At 35.4% G+C, this 16,226-nt stretch carries 11 protein-coding genes and 1 pseudogene; 6 read left to right on the top strand and 6 right to left on the bottom strand.

Annotated features, from left to right (window positions below; translation table 11 throughout):
* The 6 genes and pseudogenes from RB618_RS05915 to RB618_RS05895 all read left to right on the top strand — a co-directional run.
* Positions 1-4,617: T9SS type B sorting domain-containing protein (locus RB618_RS05915; protein WP_308067911.1), on the top strand; the 4,617-nt coding region annotated here is incomplete at its 5' end.
* A gap of 36 nt (positions 4,618-4,653) precedes the next feature.
* Entirely contained in the window at positions 4,654-5,628 is a 975-nt protein-coding gene (locus tag RB618_RS05910; RefSeq protein WP_308067910.1) for a type IX secretion system membrane protein PorP/SprF, read from the top strand.
* Between the two features lie 250 nt (positions 5,629-5,878).
* Positions 5,879-6,266: pseudogene (locus RB618_RS23700) on the top strand (DUF2306 domain-containing protein).
* A gap of 190 nt (positions 6,267-6,456) precedes the next feature.
* The gene (locus RB618_RS05905) at positions 6,457-7,638 is read left to right on the top strand and encodes an ankyrin repeat domain-containing protein (protein WP_308067909.1); all 1,182 of its coding nucleotides are present in this window, start codon (positions 6,457-6,459) and stop codon (positions 7,636-7,638) included.
* Positions 7,639-7,668: 30 nt separating this feature from the next.
* Positions 7,669-9,021, top strand: a complete 1,353-nt coding sequence (locus tag RB618_RS05900; protein ID WP_308067908.1) for an ankyrin repeat domain-containing protein — start codon at positions 7,669-7,671, stop codon at positions 9,019-9,021.
* A 17-nt stretch (positions 9,022-9,038) separates the two neighbouring features.
* Positions 9,039-9,581 (top strand): hypothetical protein, encoded by a 543-nt coding sequence (locus RB618_RS05895; RefSeq protein WP_308067907.1) that lies wholly within the window; start codon positions 9,039-9,041, stop codon positions 9,579-9,581.
* A gap of 77 nt (positions 9,582-9,658) precedes the next feature.
* On the opposite strand, the gene RB618_RS05890 is transcribed toward RB618_RS05895, so the two are convergent.
* The 6 genes from RB618_RS05890 to RB618_RS05865 form a co-directional block, all read right to left on the bottom strand.
* A complete protein-coding gene (locus RB618_RS05890) occupies positions 9,659-9,889 on the bottom strand; it encodes a ferredoxin (RefSeq protein ID WP_308067906.1) in 231 nt (76 codons plus the stop codon).
* Complete coding sequence (locus RB618_RS05885; protein ID WP_308067905.1) at positions 9,889-11,130, bottom strand: peptidase U32 family protein; 1,242 nt, start codon at positions 11,128-11,130, stop codon at positions 9,889-9,891. The genes RB618_RS05890 and RB618_RS05885 overlap by 1 nt, the downstream gene beginning before the upstream one ends.
* Before the next feature lie 309 nt (positions 11,131-11,439).
* Positions 11,440-11,871, bottom strand: a complete 432-nt coding sequence (gene tnpA, locus RB618_RS05880) for an IS200/IS605 family transposase (protein ID WP_308067904.1) — start codon at positions 11,869-11,871, stop codon at positions 11,440-11,442.
* Positions 11,872-11,893: 22 nt separating this feature from the next.
* On the bottom strand, positions 11,894-13,252 hold the full coding sequence (locus tag RB618_RS05875; protein WP_308067903.1) for a rhodanese-related sulfurtransferase: 1,359 nt from the start codon (positions 13,250-13,252) through the stop codon (positions 11,894-11,896).
* Between the two features lie 167 nt (positions 13,253-13,419).
* The gene (locus RB618_RS05870) at positions 13,420-15,090 is read right to left on the bottom strand and encodes a sulfate permease (RefSeq protein ID WP_308067902.1); all 1,671 of its coding nucleotides are present in this window, start codon (positions 15,088-15,090) and stop codon (positions 13,420-13,422) included.
* A 63-nt stretch (positions 15,091-15,153) separates the two neighbouring features.
* Positions 15,154-16,116 (bottom strand): polyphosphate kinase 2 family protein, encoded by a 963-nt coding sequence (locus RB618_RS05865; protein WP_308067901.1) that lies wholly within the window; start codon positions 16,114-16,116, stop codon positions 15,154-15,156.
* Between the last annotated feature and the right edge of the window lie 110 nt (positions 16,117-16,226).

Genomic DNA, 16,226 nt, shown 5'->3' with positions numbered 1-16,226 from the left:
GATTCTAAACCCGTCGATATTGTAACTGCAGAATCGATATGTTCTGGACAGACTTATACATGGCCTGCTAATGGAATCACTTATTCTACATCGCAAACAGGTCTAAAAATAACAAATGACGAATGCACGGCAGATCAAGTATTGAATCTGACTGTAGATTCTAAACCCGTCGATATTGTAACTGCAGAATCGATATGTTCTGGACAGACTTATACATGGCCTGCTAATGGAATCACTTATTCTACATCGCAAACAGGTCTAAAAATAACAAATGACGGTTGCACAGCTGATCAAGTATTGAATCTGACCGTAGGTTCTAAACCTGCCGATATTGTAACTACAGAATCGATATGTTTTGGACAGACCTTCACATGGCCTGCTAATGGAATCACTTATTCTACATCGCAAAATGCATTAAAAATAGTTAATGACGGATGCACGGCAGATCAAGTTCTGAATCTGGTCGTAGGTTCTAAACCTGCCGATATTGTAACTACAGAATCGATATGTTTTGGACAGACCTTCACATGGCCTGCTAATGGAATCACTTATTCTACATCGCAAAATGCATTAAAAATAGTTAATGACGGATGCACGGCAGATCAAGTTCTGAATCTGGTCGTAGGTTCTAAACCTGCCGATATTGTAACTTCAGAATCGATATGCTCTGGACAGACCTTCACATGGCCGGCTAATGGAATTACCTATTCTACATCGCAAACAGGTTTAAAAATAACAAATGATGGATGCACGGCAGATCAAGTTCTGAATCTGACTGTAGGTTCTAAACCTGCCGATATTGTAACTTCAGAATCGATATGTTCTGGACAGACCTTCACATGGCCTGCTAATGGAATCACATATTCTACATCGCAAACAGGTTTAAAAATAACAAATGACGGATGTACAGCAGATCAAGTTCTGAATCTGACGGTGACCCCAAAGCCAACTGACATTATTAAAACCATTGAAATCTGTGAAGGAGATTTATATCCTGGTCTAGAGAGAGAGGGCAAAGATGGATGTACAGCAGATATAGTATATCAATATGTTCTAATTCCAAAGCCAACAGATATTGTAACTACAGAATCGATATGTTCTGGACAGACCTTCACATGGCCGGCTAATGGAATCACTTATTCTACATCGCAAACAGGTTTAAAAATAACAAATGATGGATGCACGGCAGATCAAGTTCTGAATCTGACCGTAGGTTCTAAACCTGCCGATATTGTAACTACAGAATCGATATGCTCAGGACAGACCTTCACATGGCCTGCTAATGGAATCACCTATTCTACATCGCAAACAGGTTTAAAAATAACAAATGACGGATGCACGGCAGATCAAGTTCTGAATCTGACTGTAGGTTCTAAACCTGCCGATATTGTAACTTCAGAATCGATATGCTCTGGACATACTTATACATGGCCTGCTAATGGAATTACCTATTCTACATCACAAAATGCATTAAAAATAGTTAATGACGGATGCACGGCAGATCAAGTTCTGAATCTGACCGTAGGTTCTAAACCCGCCGATATTATAACTGCAGAATCGATATGTTCTGGACAGACCTTCACATGGCCTGCTAATGGAATCACCTATTCTACATCGCAAACAGGTTTAAAAATAACAAATGACGGTTGCACCGCTGATCAAGTATTGAATCTGACTGTAGGTTCTAAACCCGCCGATATTGCAACTTCAGAATCGATATGCTCTGGACAGACTTATACATGGCCGGCTAATGGAATTACCTATTCTACATCGCAAACAGGTTTAAAAATAACAAATGACGGATGTACAGCAGATCAAGTATTGAATTTAACTATTAAAGAAGAAATTATAATAACGCAACTAGCGTTTAGAACATGTATTGGGGATGAATTTATCAATAAGACTGTTTGCGAGCTAATATCAGGAAAAGTTTCAGGAATAGGAACACCAGTAGAATTGCCTTCTGGCCTTTCTCTTATCTGGTCAGCCTCAGACAACACTATTAAACTTAATGGTTCACCAACAGAATTGGGTGAATTTTGGTTTAGTGTTCCTTTAATAACTGAAGATTGTGGTAATAAAGTAGCAATTGGAAATATTTATATAGAACCTAAACCGACTGTAATTACAGCAAATGAAACAATATGTTCTGGAGAAATCTTCCATTGGAATATCACAGGATTGGATTACAATGCGTCTGGAACATACACTAAAAACAATGATGGATGCACGGCTGATCAAATATTGAATTTGACTGTTGCTTCTAAACCGGCTGCTATTATAACCAATGAAACAATATGTTCTGGAACTGTTTATTCATGGAATGTTACAGGACTGGATTACAACACATCTGGAACATACACTAAAAACAATGACGGATGCACGGCTGACCAAATATTGAATCTGACTGTTGCTCCTAAACCTGCTCCTATTGCAGCAAATGAAACAATATGTTCTGGAGAAATCTTCCATTGGAATATAACAGGACTGGATTACAACACATCTGGAACATACACTAAAAACAATGACGGATGCACGGCTGATCAAATATTGAATCTGACTGTTGCTCCTAAACCAGTTGCTATTACAGCAAATGAAACAATATGTTCTGGAGAAGCCTTCCTTTGGAACATCACAGGACTGTATTACAACACATCTGGAACATACACTAAAAACAATGACGGATGCACGGCTGACCAAATATTGAATCTGACTGTTGCTTCTAAACCGGCTGCTATTATAACCAATGAAACAATATGTTCTGGAACTGTTTATTCATGGAATGTTACAGGACTGGATTACAACACATCTGGAACATACACTAAAAACAATGACGGATGCACGGCTGACCAAATATTGAATCTGACCGTTGCTCCTAAACCTGCTCCTATTGCAGCAAATGAAACAATATGTTCTGGAGAAATCTTCCATTGGAATATGACAGGACTGGATTACAATGCGTCTGGAACATACACTAAAAACAATGACGGATGCACGGCTGACCAAATATTGAATCTGACTGTTGCTCCCAAACCTGCTCCTATTGTAACCAATGAAACAATATGTTCTGGAGAAGTCTTCCATTGGAATATCACAGAATTGGATTACAATGCGACGGGAACATACACTAAAAACAATGACGGATGCACGGCTGACCAAATATTGAATCTGACTGTTGTTCCTAAACCTGCTCCTATTGCAGCAAATGAAACAATATGTTCTGGAGAAGTCTTCCATTGGAATATGACAGGACTGGATTACAATGCGTCTGGAACATACACTAAAAACAATGACGGATGCACGGCTGATCAAATATTGAACCTGACTGTTGCTCCTAAACCGGCTGCTATTGTAACCAATGAAACAATATGTTCTGGAGAAGTCTTCCATTGGAATATGACAGGACTGAACTACAATACGTCTGGAACATATACTAAAAACAATGACGGATGCACCGCTGACCAAGTGCTGAACTTGACTGTAGGCTCTAAACCCGCTGACGTTGTTACATCTAAAACAATATGTTTTGGCGAATCTTATTTATGGTCCGTTACTGGAATTAATTACTCTGTTTCAACAAATCTAAAAATAGAAAACGATGGGTGTACGGCAGACGAGGTTCTTAATCTGAATGTTGGTTCAGCATTAACTTCTGAACTCATACCAAACACATTATTACGAGAAACATGCAATGGTGGACAAGATGGAGGCTTTAGTATTCAAATTACAGGAGGAACTGTTCCGTATAAAGTAGCTTTAAACGATATAAATGGAATTTACCAATCAGTAATTGACTCAGATTATACTTTTAGCAATCTTGCAGGCGGGCAATATATTGTTTACGTAAAAGATGCATTAAACTGCACAACAGAACAAGAGGTAACTATAGAATATGGAATTGCAATGAATCCTATCGCAAATACAAACTATACTTGTGAAGACAACGGCCCTTCAAACTATGTTACTATAACTGTTCCTCAAAGCAATGCTATTTTTAATGAAATAGATTATTCGCTTGATGGAGGAGCTTTCCAGTCTGAGAACGTTTTCAAAAATTTATCTCCAGGATCACACACCATTACAGCCAGACATTTAAGCGGTTGTCTTGAAAGTACAGCTCCTTTTATTATTGATTTTATCCAACCTCTAGACCTGTCATTAACTAACAGAGAGTTAAATGAAATTACAGCCTCAGGTCAAAATGGAAGTGGTAACTATCAATACTCTTTTGAAGGTGAATCCTTTAGCACAAACAATAAATTTATTATTTATAAATCTGGAACTTACAACATCACGGTCAGGGATGGAAGCGGATGTACTTTTAGCGCGTCAAAATATTTTGATTACATCGATTTATGTATCTCAAATTACTTCACTCCAAACGGTGATGGAATTAGCGATTATTGGGGTCCTGATTGTTCATCAAGTTACAAAAAGTTAACCTATACCATTTTTGACAGATACGGCCGCGAATTGGCAAATTATCACTTTGGTCAAAAATGGGATGGAAAATATAAAGGACAAGAACTTACATCTGGAGATTACTGGTATGTTATAAAACTTAATGACCCTAAAGATAACAGAGAATTTGTTGGACATTTTACGCTTTACAGATAAATAATAACAGCCTTTCGTTATCTAAAATTAAACAAAATGAAAAAATTTATCCTAATATATTTATTAATGGCTGTAACTTCGGGTTACAGCCAAGAATTAAATTTACCAGTTTTTACACAATATTTAGCAGACAACCCTTTTTCGATTTCACCAACCTACGCTGGAATTGGAGACAATTTAAGAATAAGAACAAATGGATTAACACAATGGGTTGGCATCAAAGATGCTCCGGATAATCAATCATTGTATGCCGACATGAGGATTCTAGATCGCTCTGGAATCGGAATTTCACTATACAATGATAAAAACGGAAACACCAAACAAACAGGAGCAAAAATATCTTTTGCCCACCATTTAACACTAGATTATTATTCTAAACAATATTTATCGTTTGGTATTTCATACAATATCAATACTTTCAAAATTGACATTGATAAATTTAATTCCGGAAATGGAATATCTGGCACGATAGATCCAGCAGTAACGGACAATCGTCGTCTTTCAAATATGAATTTTGATATAGGAACTTTGTATCGAAACAAAGATTTTTACCTTAGTTTAAATATTGCCAATATTTTAGACAAAAACATTGATAAATTTTATCGTGAAGAACCTGCTTTGCTACGAAATTATCAGGTTTATGCAGGCTATATTATTAGAGGAAACAGTAAAAACAGGATTGAGTTCGAACCTTCAATTTTCTTTCAATTATTTGAAAGTGATAAACGTTCCAGTACAGATGTAAACTTTAAGTACCGCCAATTTAATAGATATGATGATTATTTTTGGATAGGGGCTTCCTATCGTTTCCTTAATGATCAGATCCTTGAACCGATAACGATTGGTCCAATGGCTGGCTTTAAAAAATCTAATTTCTATTTTGGATACTCCTATCTGGCATCTTTAAATAAAATTGGAGCGTACAATTCTGGAACACATGTTATCACGATCGGTCTTGACTTCTTTCAAGGCATTAGTAATTGCCCTTGTACACAAAATCCTGTTCGTTAATAAAAAACAACTTGCGCCTTTAACTTTAGAAACATTCTTTTACACTTTTAAGATTATGAAAAAACCATTTTAAAAATTATTCATCCTACTTGCATAAATTATAGGTTTACATCCAACAATTTATTCCTTGATCGATAGGAAATTTGGATTATTACAAACTAAACCTGATGAGCTTTTATATAGTTTTTGTTGGAATGTCACTTTCTATTCGCACATTGTATCAGGAAGAATCGCTTTGCTTGTTGGATGAATTCAATTTATTGCTAAACTAAGCTCTAAAAACATCAAATTACATCGCAACATAGGAAAGGTTTATGTTATTTCAGTTGTAATAAGTTCTTTGTCTGGAATTTATATTGGTTTTTCTACAACTGGAGGAAACATACTCGACGATAGGTTTTGTTTTACTTGCTTTAATCTGGTTTACCTCAACATTACTAGCGTACACAACTATTCGAAAAACCAAAATAAATGCTCATCAAAAATGGATTATATATAGTTATGCTGCTTATTCTGCCGCAATTGCCCCACGAACATGGCTTCCTTTACTAATTTTCATAGTTAAAGATTTTACCATCGTTTACAAAAAACCGCTTGGATTTGCTGGATACCGAATGTTATTTTTGCCACTTTTTTAGTAAAAAACTAAATCTAGATAAGCTTAAAATATACTTTCTGTCTGTTTTGTACTCTAAAAATCCATTTTAATTATTAATCCTAAAATATATTTACGATTTTTATGTTTTATCTTACAGCAGGGTTTGCGAAGTCAACAATTACAAGCCAAATTACAATTAAAACTTATCATCATTTTTAAATATATTTCAAATGCAAACACAAAACCAGATTGAAAATTTCCTTTTTCAAGGAAAATTTGACGAGGCTAGAGAATGTCTAAATAACGGAGAAAAATTTAACGAGCAATATCTAAAAAACAATTTTTCGCAGATTGCAGCCAAAATTATTGAAGCTAAAGAAATTGATTTCATCCAAAAACTAATAAAAGCAGGTTTTATTGAAACCGACATTTACGAATTGGACAGTTTTGACCAATCTATTTTCAAACCCCTGACTTTATATTTAAAAGATGATGAAGAGTCGATTGCTTTTTTCAAAGAATTGATGTCTAAAATGGATAACCTTAATGACGAAATCAGCGATAAAACTCTTCTTGGTTATTTTCTTGAAAAAGGAATTTCACCAAAAATAGTTCAAGTTTTAGTTGATGATTTTGGGGCTAACACTCAGTATAAGAACAATGCAGATGAAAATTTCATTTATAGTGTTTTGAATATTTACGGTCTAGATCCTGAAAAAGTAAAGGAATACATAACCACTCTGATAAATAACGGAGTCGATATTAACGGAAAAAATATCGTTGGAACTACGCCCTTAATGTGCGCTGTTAAAAGAAACAGAAAAGAACTTCTGCCATTTTTACTTGAAAACGGGGCAGATCCCAACGAAACAGACAACCTCAACAACACTGCTTTTTATTATGCTGTTGCAGAGCAGTTTTCGTTTGAGATGTATGATGCTTTAACATCAATTTCATCTCCTGATTTTAATATTGTAAATAAAGACGGCCGAACGTTGTTTACTAATTTCATCAGTTCTGTTTCTGGTTCTCCAAATGATATTTCATTTTTAGAAAGATTATTATCTGATGGTGCCGATGTGAATTTCTGCGCACAATATTACGGCCAGCCTAAATCGGGAATTGATTTTATTGTCGAAAAGAAATCAGATATATTAAAATCTGTTTTAGAAAATGTTTCTTTAGATATTAATGAACAGGACAATCGAGGAAACACCATTTTGCATAAAGTCTGCGCTTATAATGTTAATTACGATTCAGAAATGGCAAAAGAAACCTATAGAAAAGTAAAACTGTTATTAGATCAGGGTGCCGACATTTCGGTTACCAACGACAAAGACGAAACGGCTTTGATGCTTGCTTCGGGTGATAACCTAAAAATTAAAACTGTCGAACTTTTAATGAAACAATAAAACGATCATTTACTTAAAAATTACCCAAATATGTCAATGTCATTTATAGTTGCCTGCGAAAACGGGAACCGAAAAATAGCCGAATTGCTGCTTCAAAATAAAGAAGTAGATGTTAAATATACTGATGAGAAAGGAAGAACTGCAATCCATTATGCCGCGCACCGTGGTTATCTCGATATTGTAAAAATTCTACACGAAGAAGGTGCCGACATTAACTACGAAGATCATCAAGGAGAAACTCCTTTGTACTTTGCTTGTCTTCAAAAACAGAAACAAACTGCACTTTATCTTTTAGAAAATGGAGTAGAAATCACAAAGAATGATAAATACGGAAATAGCCTACTACATTTAGTAGTTCAGACGGCTCAAATGGAAATCGCAACAAAGTTGCTTCAAGCCGGAGTTGACATTAACTTACTGAATAACAATGGAGAAACTCCGCTATTGCTGGCTTCAACAAAATTAAATAGAGAAATTATTCAATTGCTTCTAGACAATGGCGCCGATATTAATGTAACCGATAAACAGGGAAACACACCGCTTATTTATGCTTGCTATACCAAATCGATTCCGATGGTAACATTACTTTTAGATAATGGTGCCGATATAAACCATGTGAATCATTCTGGCGAAAATGCGCTCCTTATTGCGTGCTATGAAACCAACAGGATGTTAGCTAAGCTATTGGTTGAAAGAGGTTCAGATGTATTTACTTCAAGTAATACTGGATATTCTGCTATTTGGTACGCTTGCGCGAATAATCAAAAGGAAATCGTGGCTTTATTTTTAGAAAACGGTGTTGATGTGAATTACAGCAAACCTGCTGCTAGCGATACTTCTTCAATGAATGATTATTTGGATTGGATTGTAAGTGCAACAAATATTTCAAACGAAAGTAGTTTTACGCTTAACGGTTCTTATTCCTACGGAGGAGAAAGCCTGTTGCATGTCGCCACCAAAAAAGGAAACTTAAGCATGGTGAAACTTCTGATTGAAGCTGGAGCCAACATTAACATTCAGGACGAATCTGGAAACACGCCACTTCATTACAGCGCCGCAAATGGAAAGAAAGATGTTGTAAAATATTTATTGGACAATAAAGCCGATGCCTCAATCGTGAACGTGAAAGAACAAAAAGCGATTGATTATTCAAATGTAAAAGGTTTTAATGAAATTACAGAACTGATTCTGAAATATGCTCCCTCAGGAACTGCTGTAAATCCAATAAATACTCCTCAACAACCCGAAGTTCCAAAAACCGAAGCTTCAAATCCGATGGAAGCAAAGAAAAAGGCATTATTAGACTTAAAAGAACTTCTTGACGCCGGAATCTTGACATCGGAAGAATTTGATGCTGAAAAAAGTAAAATTTTAAAAGGATAAATATAAATAAACACAAAATGAAAAAAATCTTAAATGCCACAACCCTATTTTTAGTATTAATTGCCGGAAGCTTAGTTTCTACCTCTTGCACCAACCTTTCACCAGAAAAAACCTTTGAAATTGCTGCTTTAAATTCGAATTTATTATCTCGTTTTGGAAGTAAAGAAATCAACGAAAAGTTGCAATCCGAAGCACAAGTTTATGATGAAACTCAAAAAAAGATGATTCCGTCTACTTATCAAGATTCTTTTAAATACGATATAACAAATTTAGAAACGCGATTAAAAACAATTCAGGACATACCAGAAGACGAAGACAACAAAGAGCTTCTTCAGGCATCAAAAGATTTATTTTCTTATGCGATTGCTAAACAAAAAGAAGGTTATTTGCCAATTGCAAAGCTGAAAGACGAAAAAGCTTCGCCAGAGCAAATTGAAAAAGCAATTGCAGATTTCGACGCTTCAACTCAAAAAGATATAGATGCAAAATTTACCAAATTGATGAATGTTGCTCAAACTTATGTCGATAAGCATAATATCAATGCTAAAATTGGGATGTAAATTTCTCTTAACATAAAAAACAAGCCCTAATATGTAGCAGTACAAAATAGGGCTTGTTTTTTATATAATCTGTAATTCTAAGTTTCCTTAACTTTTATAATCTTAACCGGACAAGCCTTTGCTGCCAGTTCACAGCTTTCAACAATGGCATGATTCGGAGATTTCAATGTAAAAAAACCTTTTGCGTTCTGCGAATGAATGAGAACCGATTTCCCGTCTTTTTTTGACATTTGAAAATGAATTGGATCCATTTCAACGCAATAATTACAGCCAATGCACTTATCTCTTTGTAAAGTTATGACAACCATTACGCCTCAACAATTTTATATAGTTTGTCCGACATTCTGATTCTAAACGGCAATTTAAAACTGCAATCATCCCCTTTTGTAGCTTTTTCTCCTGCAACATCATTGACAAACATTTCATCAATAATCATTTCCTGAGCACCTGTACTTGGCCCTGTTACTAAAATTTTATCACCGATTTTAATATCATAAGCTTCAATTTTAAATTGCCCTACTTCTGCTTTTGGGAAATAATGTGTTCCTTTTCCAACATAAACTTTTTTCTGCGTTGCAGCAGATCCTGGAATATCGCTCCATTCTCCCAATTCCTGCCCCAGATAATAACCAGACCAGAATCCACGATTGTAAACGGTCTCTAGTGCTTTCATCCAAATTGCAGTTTTTTCTTTTGAAAAAGTTCCTTCATAATAGGCATCAATAGCCTTACGATACGTTTTGGTTACCGTTGCCACATATTCTGGTGCACGGCCGCGTCCTTCAATTTTTAAAACTTTAATTCCAGAATCGATAATCTGATCTAAGAAATCAAGTGTGCACAAATCTTTAGGCGACATCATGTATTCATTATCCAATTCGATTTCAAAACCTGTTTCCTGATCGATAACCGTATATTTTTTTCGGCAGTTTTGTTTGCATGCGCCACGATTTGCAGATGAATTATGCGAATGTAAACTCAAATAACATTTTCCTGAAACCGCCATACACAAAGCACCATGTCCAAAGATTTCGATTTCAACTAAATTTCCATTTGGTCCTTTGATCTGTTCTTTCTCAATTTGGTCTGTGATATTTTTTACTTGACGCAAACTCAATTCACGACTTAAAACCATTGTATCAGCAAATAGACTGTAGAATTTAATGGTTTCAATATTCGTTACATTCAGTTGTGTTGAAATATGAACTTCCATTCTGATTGATCTTGCCATAGCAATTACTGCCTGATCAGAAGCAATTACAGCTGTAATATTAGCTTCTTTAGCTTTTGTCAATAATGTTTTTACGACTGATAAATCGTGATCGTAAATAATCGTATTTAGAGTAAGATAGCTTCGAACGTTTTTGGCTTCGCATCGATTGGCAATTTCTTTTAAATCGTCAATAGTAAAGTTCACCGTCGAACGTGCACGCATATTAAGCTGTTCAACTCCAAAATATACAGAATCACAGCCATTATCTAAAGCAGCCTGAAGCGACTCAAAATCTCCCGCAGGAGCCATGAGTTCAATTGTATTGTTAATTGTCATTTTTGATTTTATTATTTCAATGAAATGATTTTTAATCAGTCATCTAACAATTGGCAAAAATACTGTGGGTGTAGATTAGATTTCTATGATTTATATCATAGTTTATGTTTTAAAAATTATTCGCAGTAGCCCAATGATAAATCATTTGCTATGTCCATAATTGTAACGCAATCTTTATCAAATGTAGCCCACGGTTTCAACCGTGGGAACACAATGGGCATCCTTAACGTTATGCAACAATACGTTTCCCACGGTTGAAACCGTGGGCTATGTTCTATATTGTGATATTTTTTATGTTTTGAGATCGATTTAATTTTCAAACCCATGCAGTTTTACAAATTCATCAAATTCCTGCTGTCCATCCTTTTTGAGATGATGCTGCTTTTGTTTTTTAATGTAATTAAAAACAAGATCAAGCTGAGACTCGCTTACAGCAAAAGCCGCATAGCCCTTTTGCCATGCGAATTTTTCAAGAATTAGATTTTCTCCATTTATACAATGAGATGAAACTCCTTTCGCTTGACGAATTACATCCGAAATAGATTTTTGGGGATTCAATAAAAATAAAACATGTACATGATCAGGCATTCCGTTTATGATTCTAACAGGACAACCCAATTCAATTAACTCATTGTGAATATAATCGTGTACCTTTTTTTCAATTGAAAAGTCAATTAATTCCTTACGGTCTTTGGTTGACCAAATGGCGTGAATCCATAATTTGGCAAAAGAATGTGACATTGTAAAATAGCGTTAAAAACCGCTAATTTACAATTTTATACAATTTATCTGACAAACGAATACGAAATGGAACCTTAAAAGTAACCTTATCACCAACTTTAGCAGTTTGAGTTTCTGCTCCATTAACAATGATTTTGTCTAAAACCAATTCCTGTTCACCAGTTGTAGGACCAGAAATAAGGATTCTATCACCGCTATTTAATTCGTGATTTTCTACAGTAAATTGTCCAACTTGAGCTTTTACATAATAATGTTCTGCTTTTCCAAGAAGTACTTTTTTTACTTTTATTTTCTGACGAATATCTGCTGGCTTTTGAGCTGTTGCCAAAGCAGTCTCTGGCAATTCACCTGAATGTTTGAATTTCAAATTTTCAGATTTTCCTTTTCTGAACACTTTGTTTCCAACTTGTTTTCCAGTTCTTAAACGAACTTGGTCAACTAATGGCATGTGGATAATCTCTAGACATTCTGTAGAACAGCAGTTTTCCATTGCTGCTTTACATTCATCACACTGAATAAACAATAAATGGCATCCGTCGTTTTCACAGTTTGTGTGGTTATCGCAAGGTTTTCCGCATTGGTGGCATTGCGAAATAATATCATCTGTAATTCTTTCGCCTAGACGATTATCAAATACGAAGTTTTTTCCAATGAATTTGCTTTCTAAACCTTCTTCTTTCAATTGTTTAGCGTAATTAATAATTCCGCCTTCTAACTGATAAACGTTTTTGAAACCTTGGTGTTTAAAATAAGCACTCGCTTTTTCGCAACGAATACCTCCCGTACAATACATTACCAGATTTTTATCGTCTTTGTGGTCTTTAAGCTGTTCGTTGATTATTGGCAAACTTTCTCTAAAAGTTTCAACATCTGGAGTAATAGCATTTTTGAAATGTCCTACTTCACTTTCGTAGTGATTTCTAAAATCAACCACAATTGTGTTTGGATCATCTAAAATCTCATTGAATTCTTTGGCTTTTAAGTGAACGCCAATATTAGTAACATCAAAAGTATCATCGTTCAAACCGTCAGCAACGATTTTGTGACGCACTTTGATAGTCAATTTTAAAAACGAATGATCATCATGTTCTACAGCAACATTCAATCGAATGCCTTTCATGAAATCGTAAGCCTCAAGCGTTTCTCTAAAAGCTTCAAAATTTTCGGCAGGAACACTCATTTGAGCATTTATTCCCTCACTGGCAACATAAATTCTTCCTAGTGCATCTAGTGCATTCCAGGCTACGAATAAATCATTACGAAATTTTTGTGGATCTTGAATTTTGGCATACGCATAGAAAGACAACGTAAGTCGTTGTTGTCCTGCATCATCGATCATGATAGCTCTTTCTTCTGCGCTCAAAGTGTTATACAGTTGCATGCTATAAACAGTTTTAAGTTAAGAATGTATGTTTTTTAGATTTTCTTTAAAATCTGCGGCAAATTTAGGGTTTATTTTGAGATTAAAAATTGTATTGACCTAATTATCTGATTTTTTTAACATCTTTCAGCTCTTTATAGTTTGATTTTCAGTATGTGTCAATCCTTTTAATGTTCTTTTGCAGAACGTTGCACCAAATCATCTACAGAAACAGAGCGGCTAATATGTCCAAAGAGAATTTCAAGATTTTCTGCCCGAAGGCTATCTCTAACATCAGAACGGGCTTCTGCAATTTTTAGGGTAATATTTTTGGCCTGCAAATCAATAAACAAATTCTTTAAGAAACGCGCGCCCGCAATATCGACTCGCGGTGACGAATTGAGATCTAATATTACTGTTTTTAAAGAACTTTGCTCGCTGTAGATTTTTTCTAAAATTCGCTCTTTAATATATTCTGCATTAAAATAAAATATGGAGGATTCTACTCTAACAATCAATATGTGATCTATTTCTTCATTATCGGGATGTCTTTTCAGGTCTGTATAAATTCTCGTTCCTGGAACCCTTCCTAAAAAAGCCACATGCGGTTTTGACGCAGCTTTTAATAATAGCAATAAAGTTACAAGAGTTGCAAGCAAAACTCCAGCGAGAATTCCCCAGATCAATACTCCTGCAAGCGCAATCATCACAACAGCAAATTCTTGTTTGTTTATTTTATAAAGATGTCTCATTTCTTTCCAATCAAAAAGCCCTCTTATCGCTACTAGGACAATAGCGGCCAAAATTACGGTCGGCAGATTTTGAAGATATCCTGTCAAAAACAAAAGACAGCAAGCAATTGTAGCCGAAGCAAACAAAAGTGACAATGGTGTTTTGGCACCTGCTGCATCATTTACGGCTGATTGCGACAAACCGCCTGCAACAGGATAACCGTGTCCGAGAGATACGGCCGCATTAGCGACTCCAAGCGCTAGAAGTTCTTGGCGCGGATCAATAACATATCCGTTTTTTTGAGCCAATGTGCGTCCAGCAGAAACGCTTTCGATATAAGATAATAAAAAACAGGCCATTGCGAGTGGCAAAACCCCCTCGACATCTCGAATTCGGAGAGAAGGCACATGAAATTCAGGAAGTCCTGTCGGAATAATTCCAACCGTATGGAATTCGGCATACTTTAATGATGTAACCGAAATAAGAATAATAGATAAAATGACAATTAATATTGCTACTGGAAACTGCGGAGCCACTTTTTCTCCTATGATTAATATTAGAATTGCAATTATCCCGAAAATAAAAACAGCTGTGTTCATTTCTGGAATTTGATGAAAGAGAATAACAATTCGTTCAAGGAAATTATCACCTCCTCCTTTAACTCCAAACAATTTCGGCAATTGTGTTAAACCAATAGTAATCGCCGCTCCCGCTTTGAACCCCACCAAAACCGTTTCGCTGATAAAATTGATAATCCCACTTAATCTTAGCAGATAAGCTACAATTGCCATTCCTGCAAATACTAATGCCGTAAGCGAAGCAATTTCAGACCAACGCTGTACATCGCCATTTGCCATACCAGCTATAGTTGTGCCTACTAATAAAGAAATGGCAGAGGTTGGCCCAATTGCAAGTTGCTTGCTAGAACCCAACAAAGCATAAAATATTCCGCCAATGAGGTATCCGTAAATTCCATATTGAGGCGGTAAACCTGCAAGCGTTGCATAGGCAAGAGAAACAGGAATTCCGTAAGCGGCAAGAGTTACTCCTGCAATAAAGTCTCTTTTGAAATTCTGTTTTTCATAATTTTTAATCCAATCTAGTGAAGGTAAAAGCTTAGAAATCATATTAAAAAAGATTAAGATAGTAGTAATTCACAATTATAAATGAATGTTTATAGCTGCAAAAAGTTACTCTTTCTCTTCCAACAATGCTTTTTTAACCTCATTGAGTTCTGCTATTTTTTCTGGACTTACTTTCGGGTATTCTAGATCCATTTCGTCTAAAGCGTGAATGATTGCAGAAGCAATCGCAATTCGAGCATACGATTTATCATCGGCCGGAATGACATACCAAGGTGATTTTTTGGTAGAGGTATTTTTAATTAATTCTTCATACGCATGCATATAATCGTCCCAATAACCTCGCTCTTTGGCATCGGCAGCGCTAAATTTCCAGTTTTTATCCGGATTGTCGACCCTTTCAATAAATCTTCTCTTTTGTTCCTCTTTAGAAACATTTAGAAAAAACTTAATGACAACTGTTCCGTTTCTGTTCAGATATTTTTCAAAGTTGCGAATGTCTTCAAAACGATTATCCCAAATGTCTTTGGTAATCAGTTTCTCAGGAAGTTTTTGTCCTCTCAATATCTGTTCATGAACACGAACCACCAATACTTCTTCATAGTAAGAGCGATTGAAAATTCCTATTCTTCCTCTTTCGGGAAGATGTTTTTGACAACGCCATAAATAATCATGATCCAACTCTTCTGAACTTGGCCCTTTAAAAGAAGAGACTTGACAGCCCTGTGGATTTATCCCCGACATGACATGTTTGATTGCACCGTCTTTTCCAGCAGCATCCATAGCTTGAAAAATAATAAGAACTGACCATTTATCTTGTGCGTACAAAATATCCTGCATGGCGGCGAGAGCCTTCACTCCCATCTTTAATGTTTTTTGAATAGAGACTTTTTCTGCTTCACCAAAATAAGAAGTTGGTTTATCTTTTAATGTGAAGTTCTTATCCTCTCCAACACAATATTGCTCAGAAAATTTTTTTGCTCGATGTAATAATTCCTTTTTATTTAATTTTTTTAAATCATTATCATCCTCTCCATCTTTTTTATGCTTTTTCTTATTATTTTTTGACATGATTACATAAATTTTTTAATTATTATTTCTACTTCATTGAATAATTTATTCTTACAAAATTGCAGTTTATCGGCATTAAATGGCTTTTCATCCGACTTTACAGTATCAAT

Origin of the sequence: Flavobacterium sp. LHD-85 (genome assembly GCF_030929595.1) — a bacterium.
Classification (GTDB): Bacteria; Bacteroidota; Bacteroidia; order Flavobacteriales; family Flavobacteriaceae; genus Flavobacterium.
Note: the sequence above shows the minus strand (reverse complement) of the source record. Positions and strands in the feature narration are given on the sequence as shown.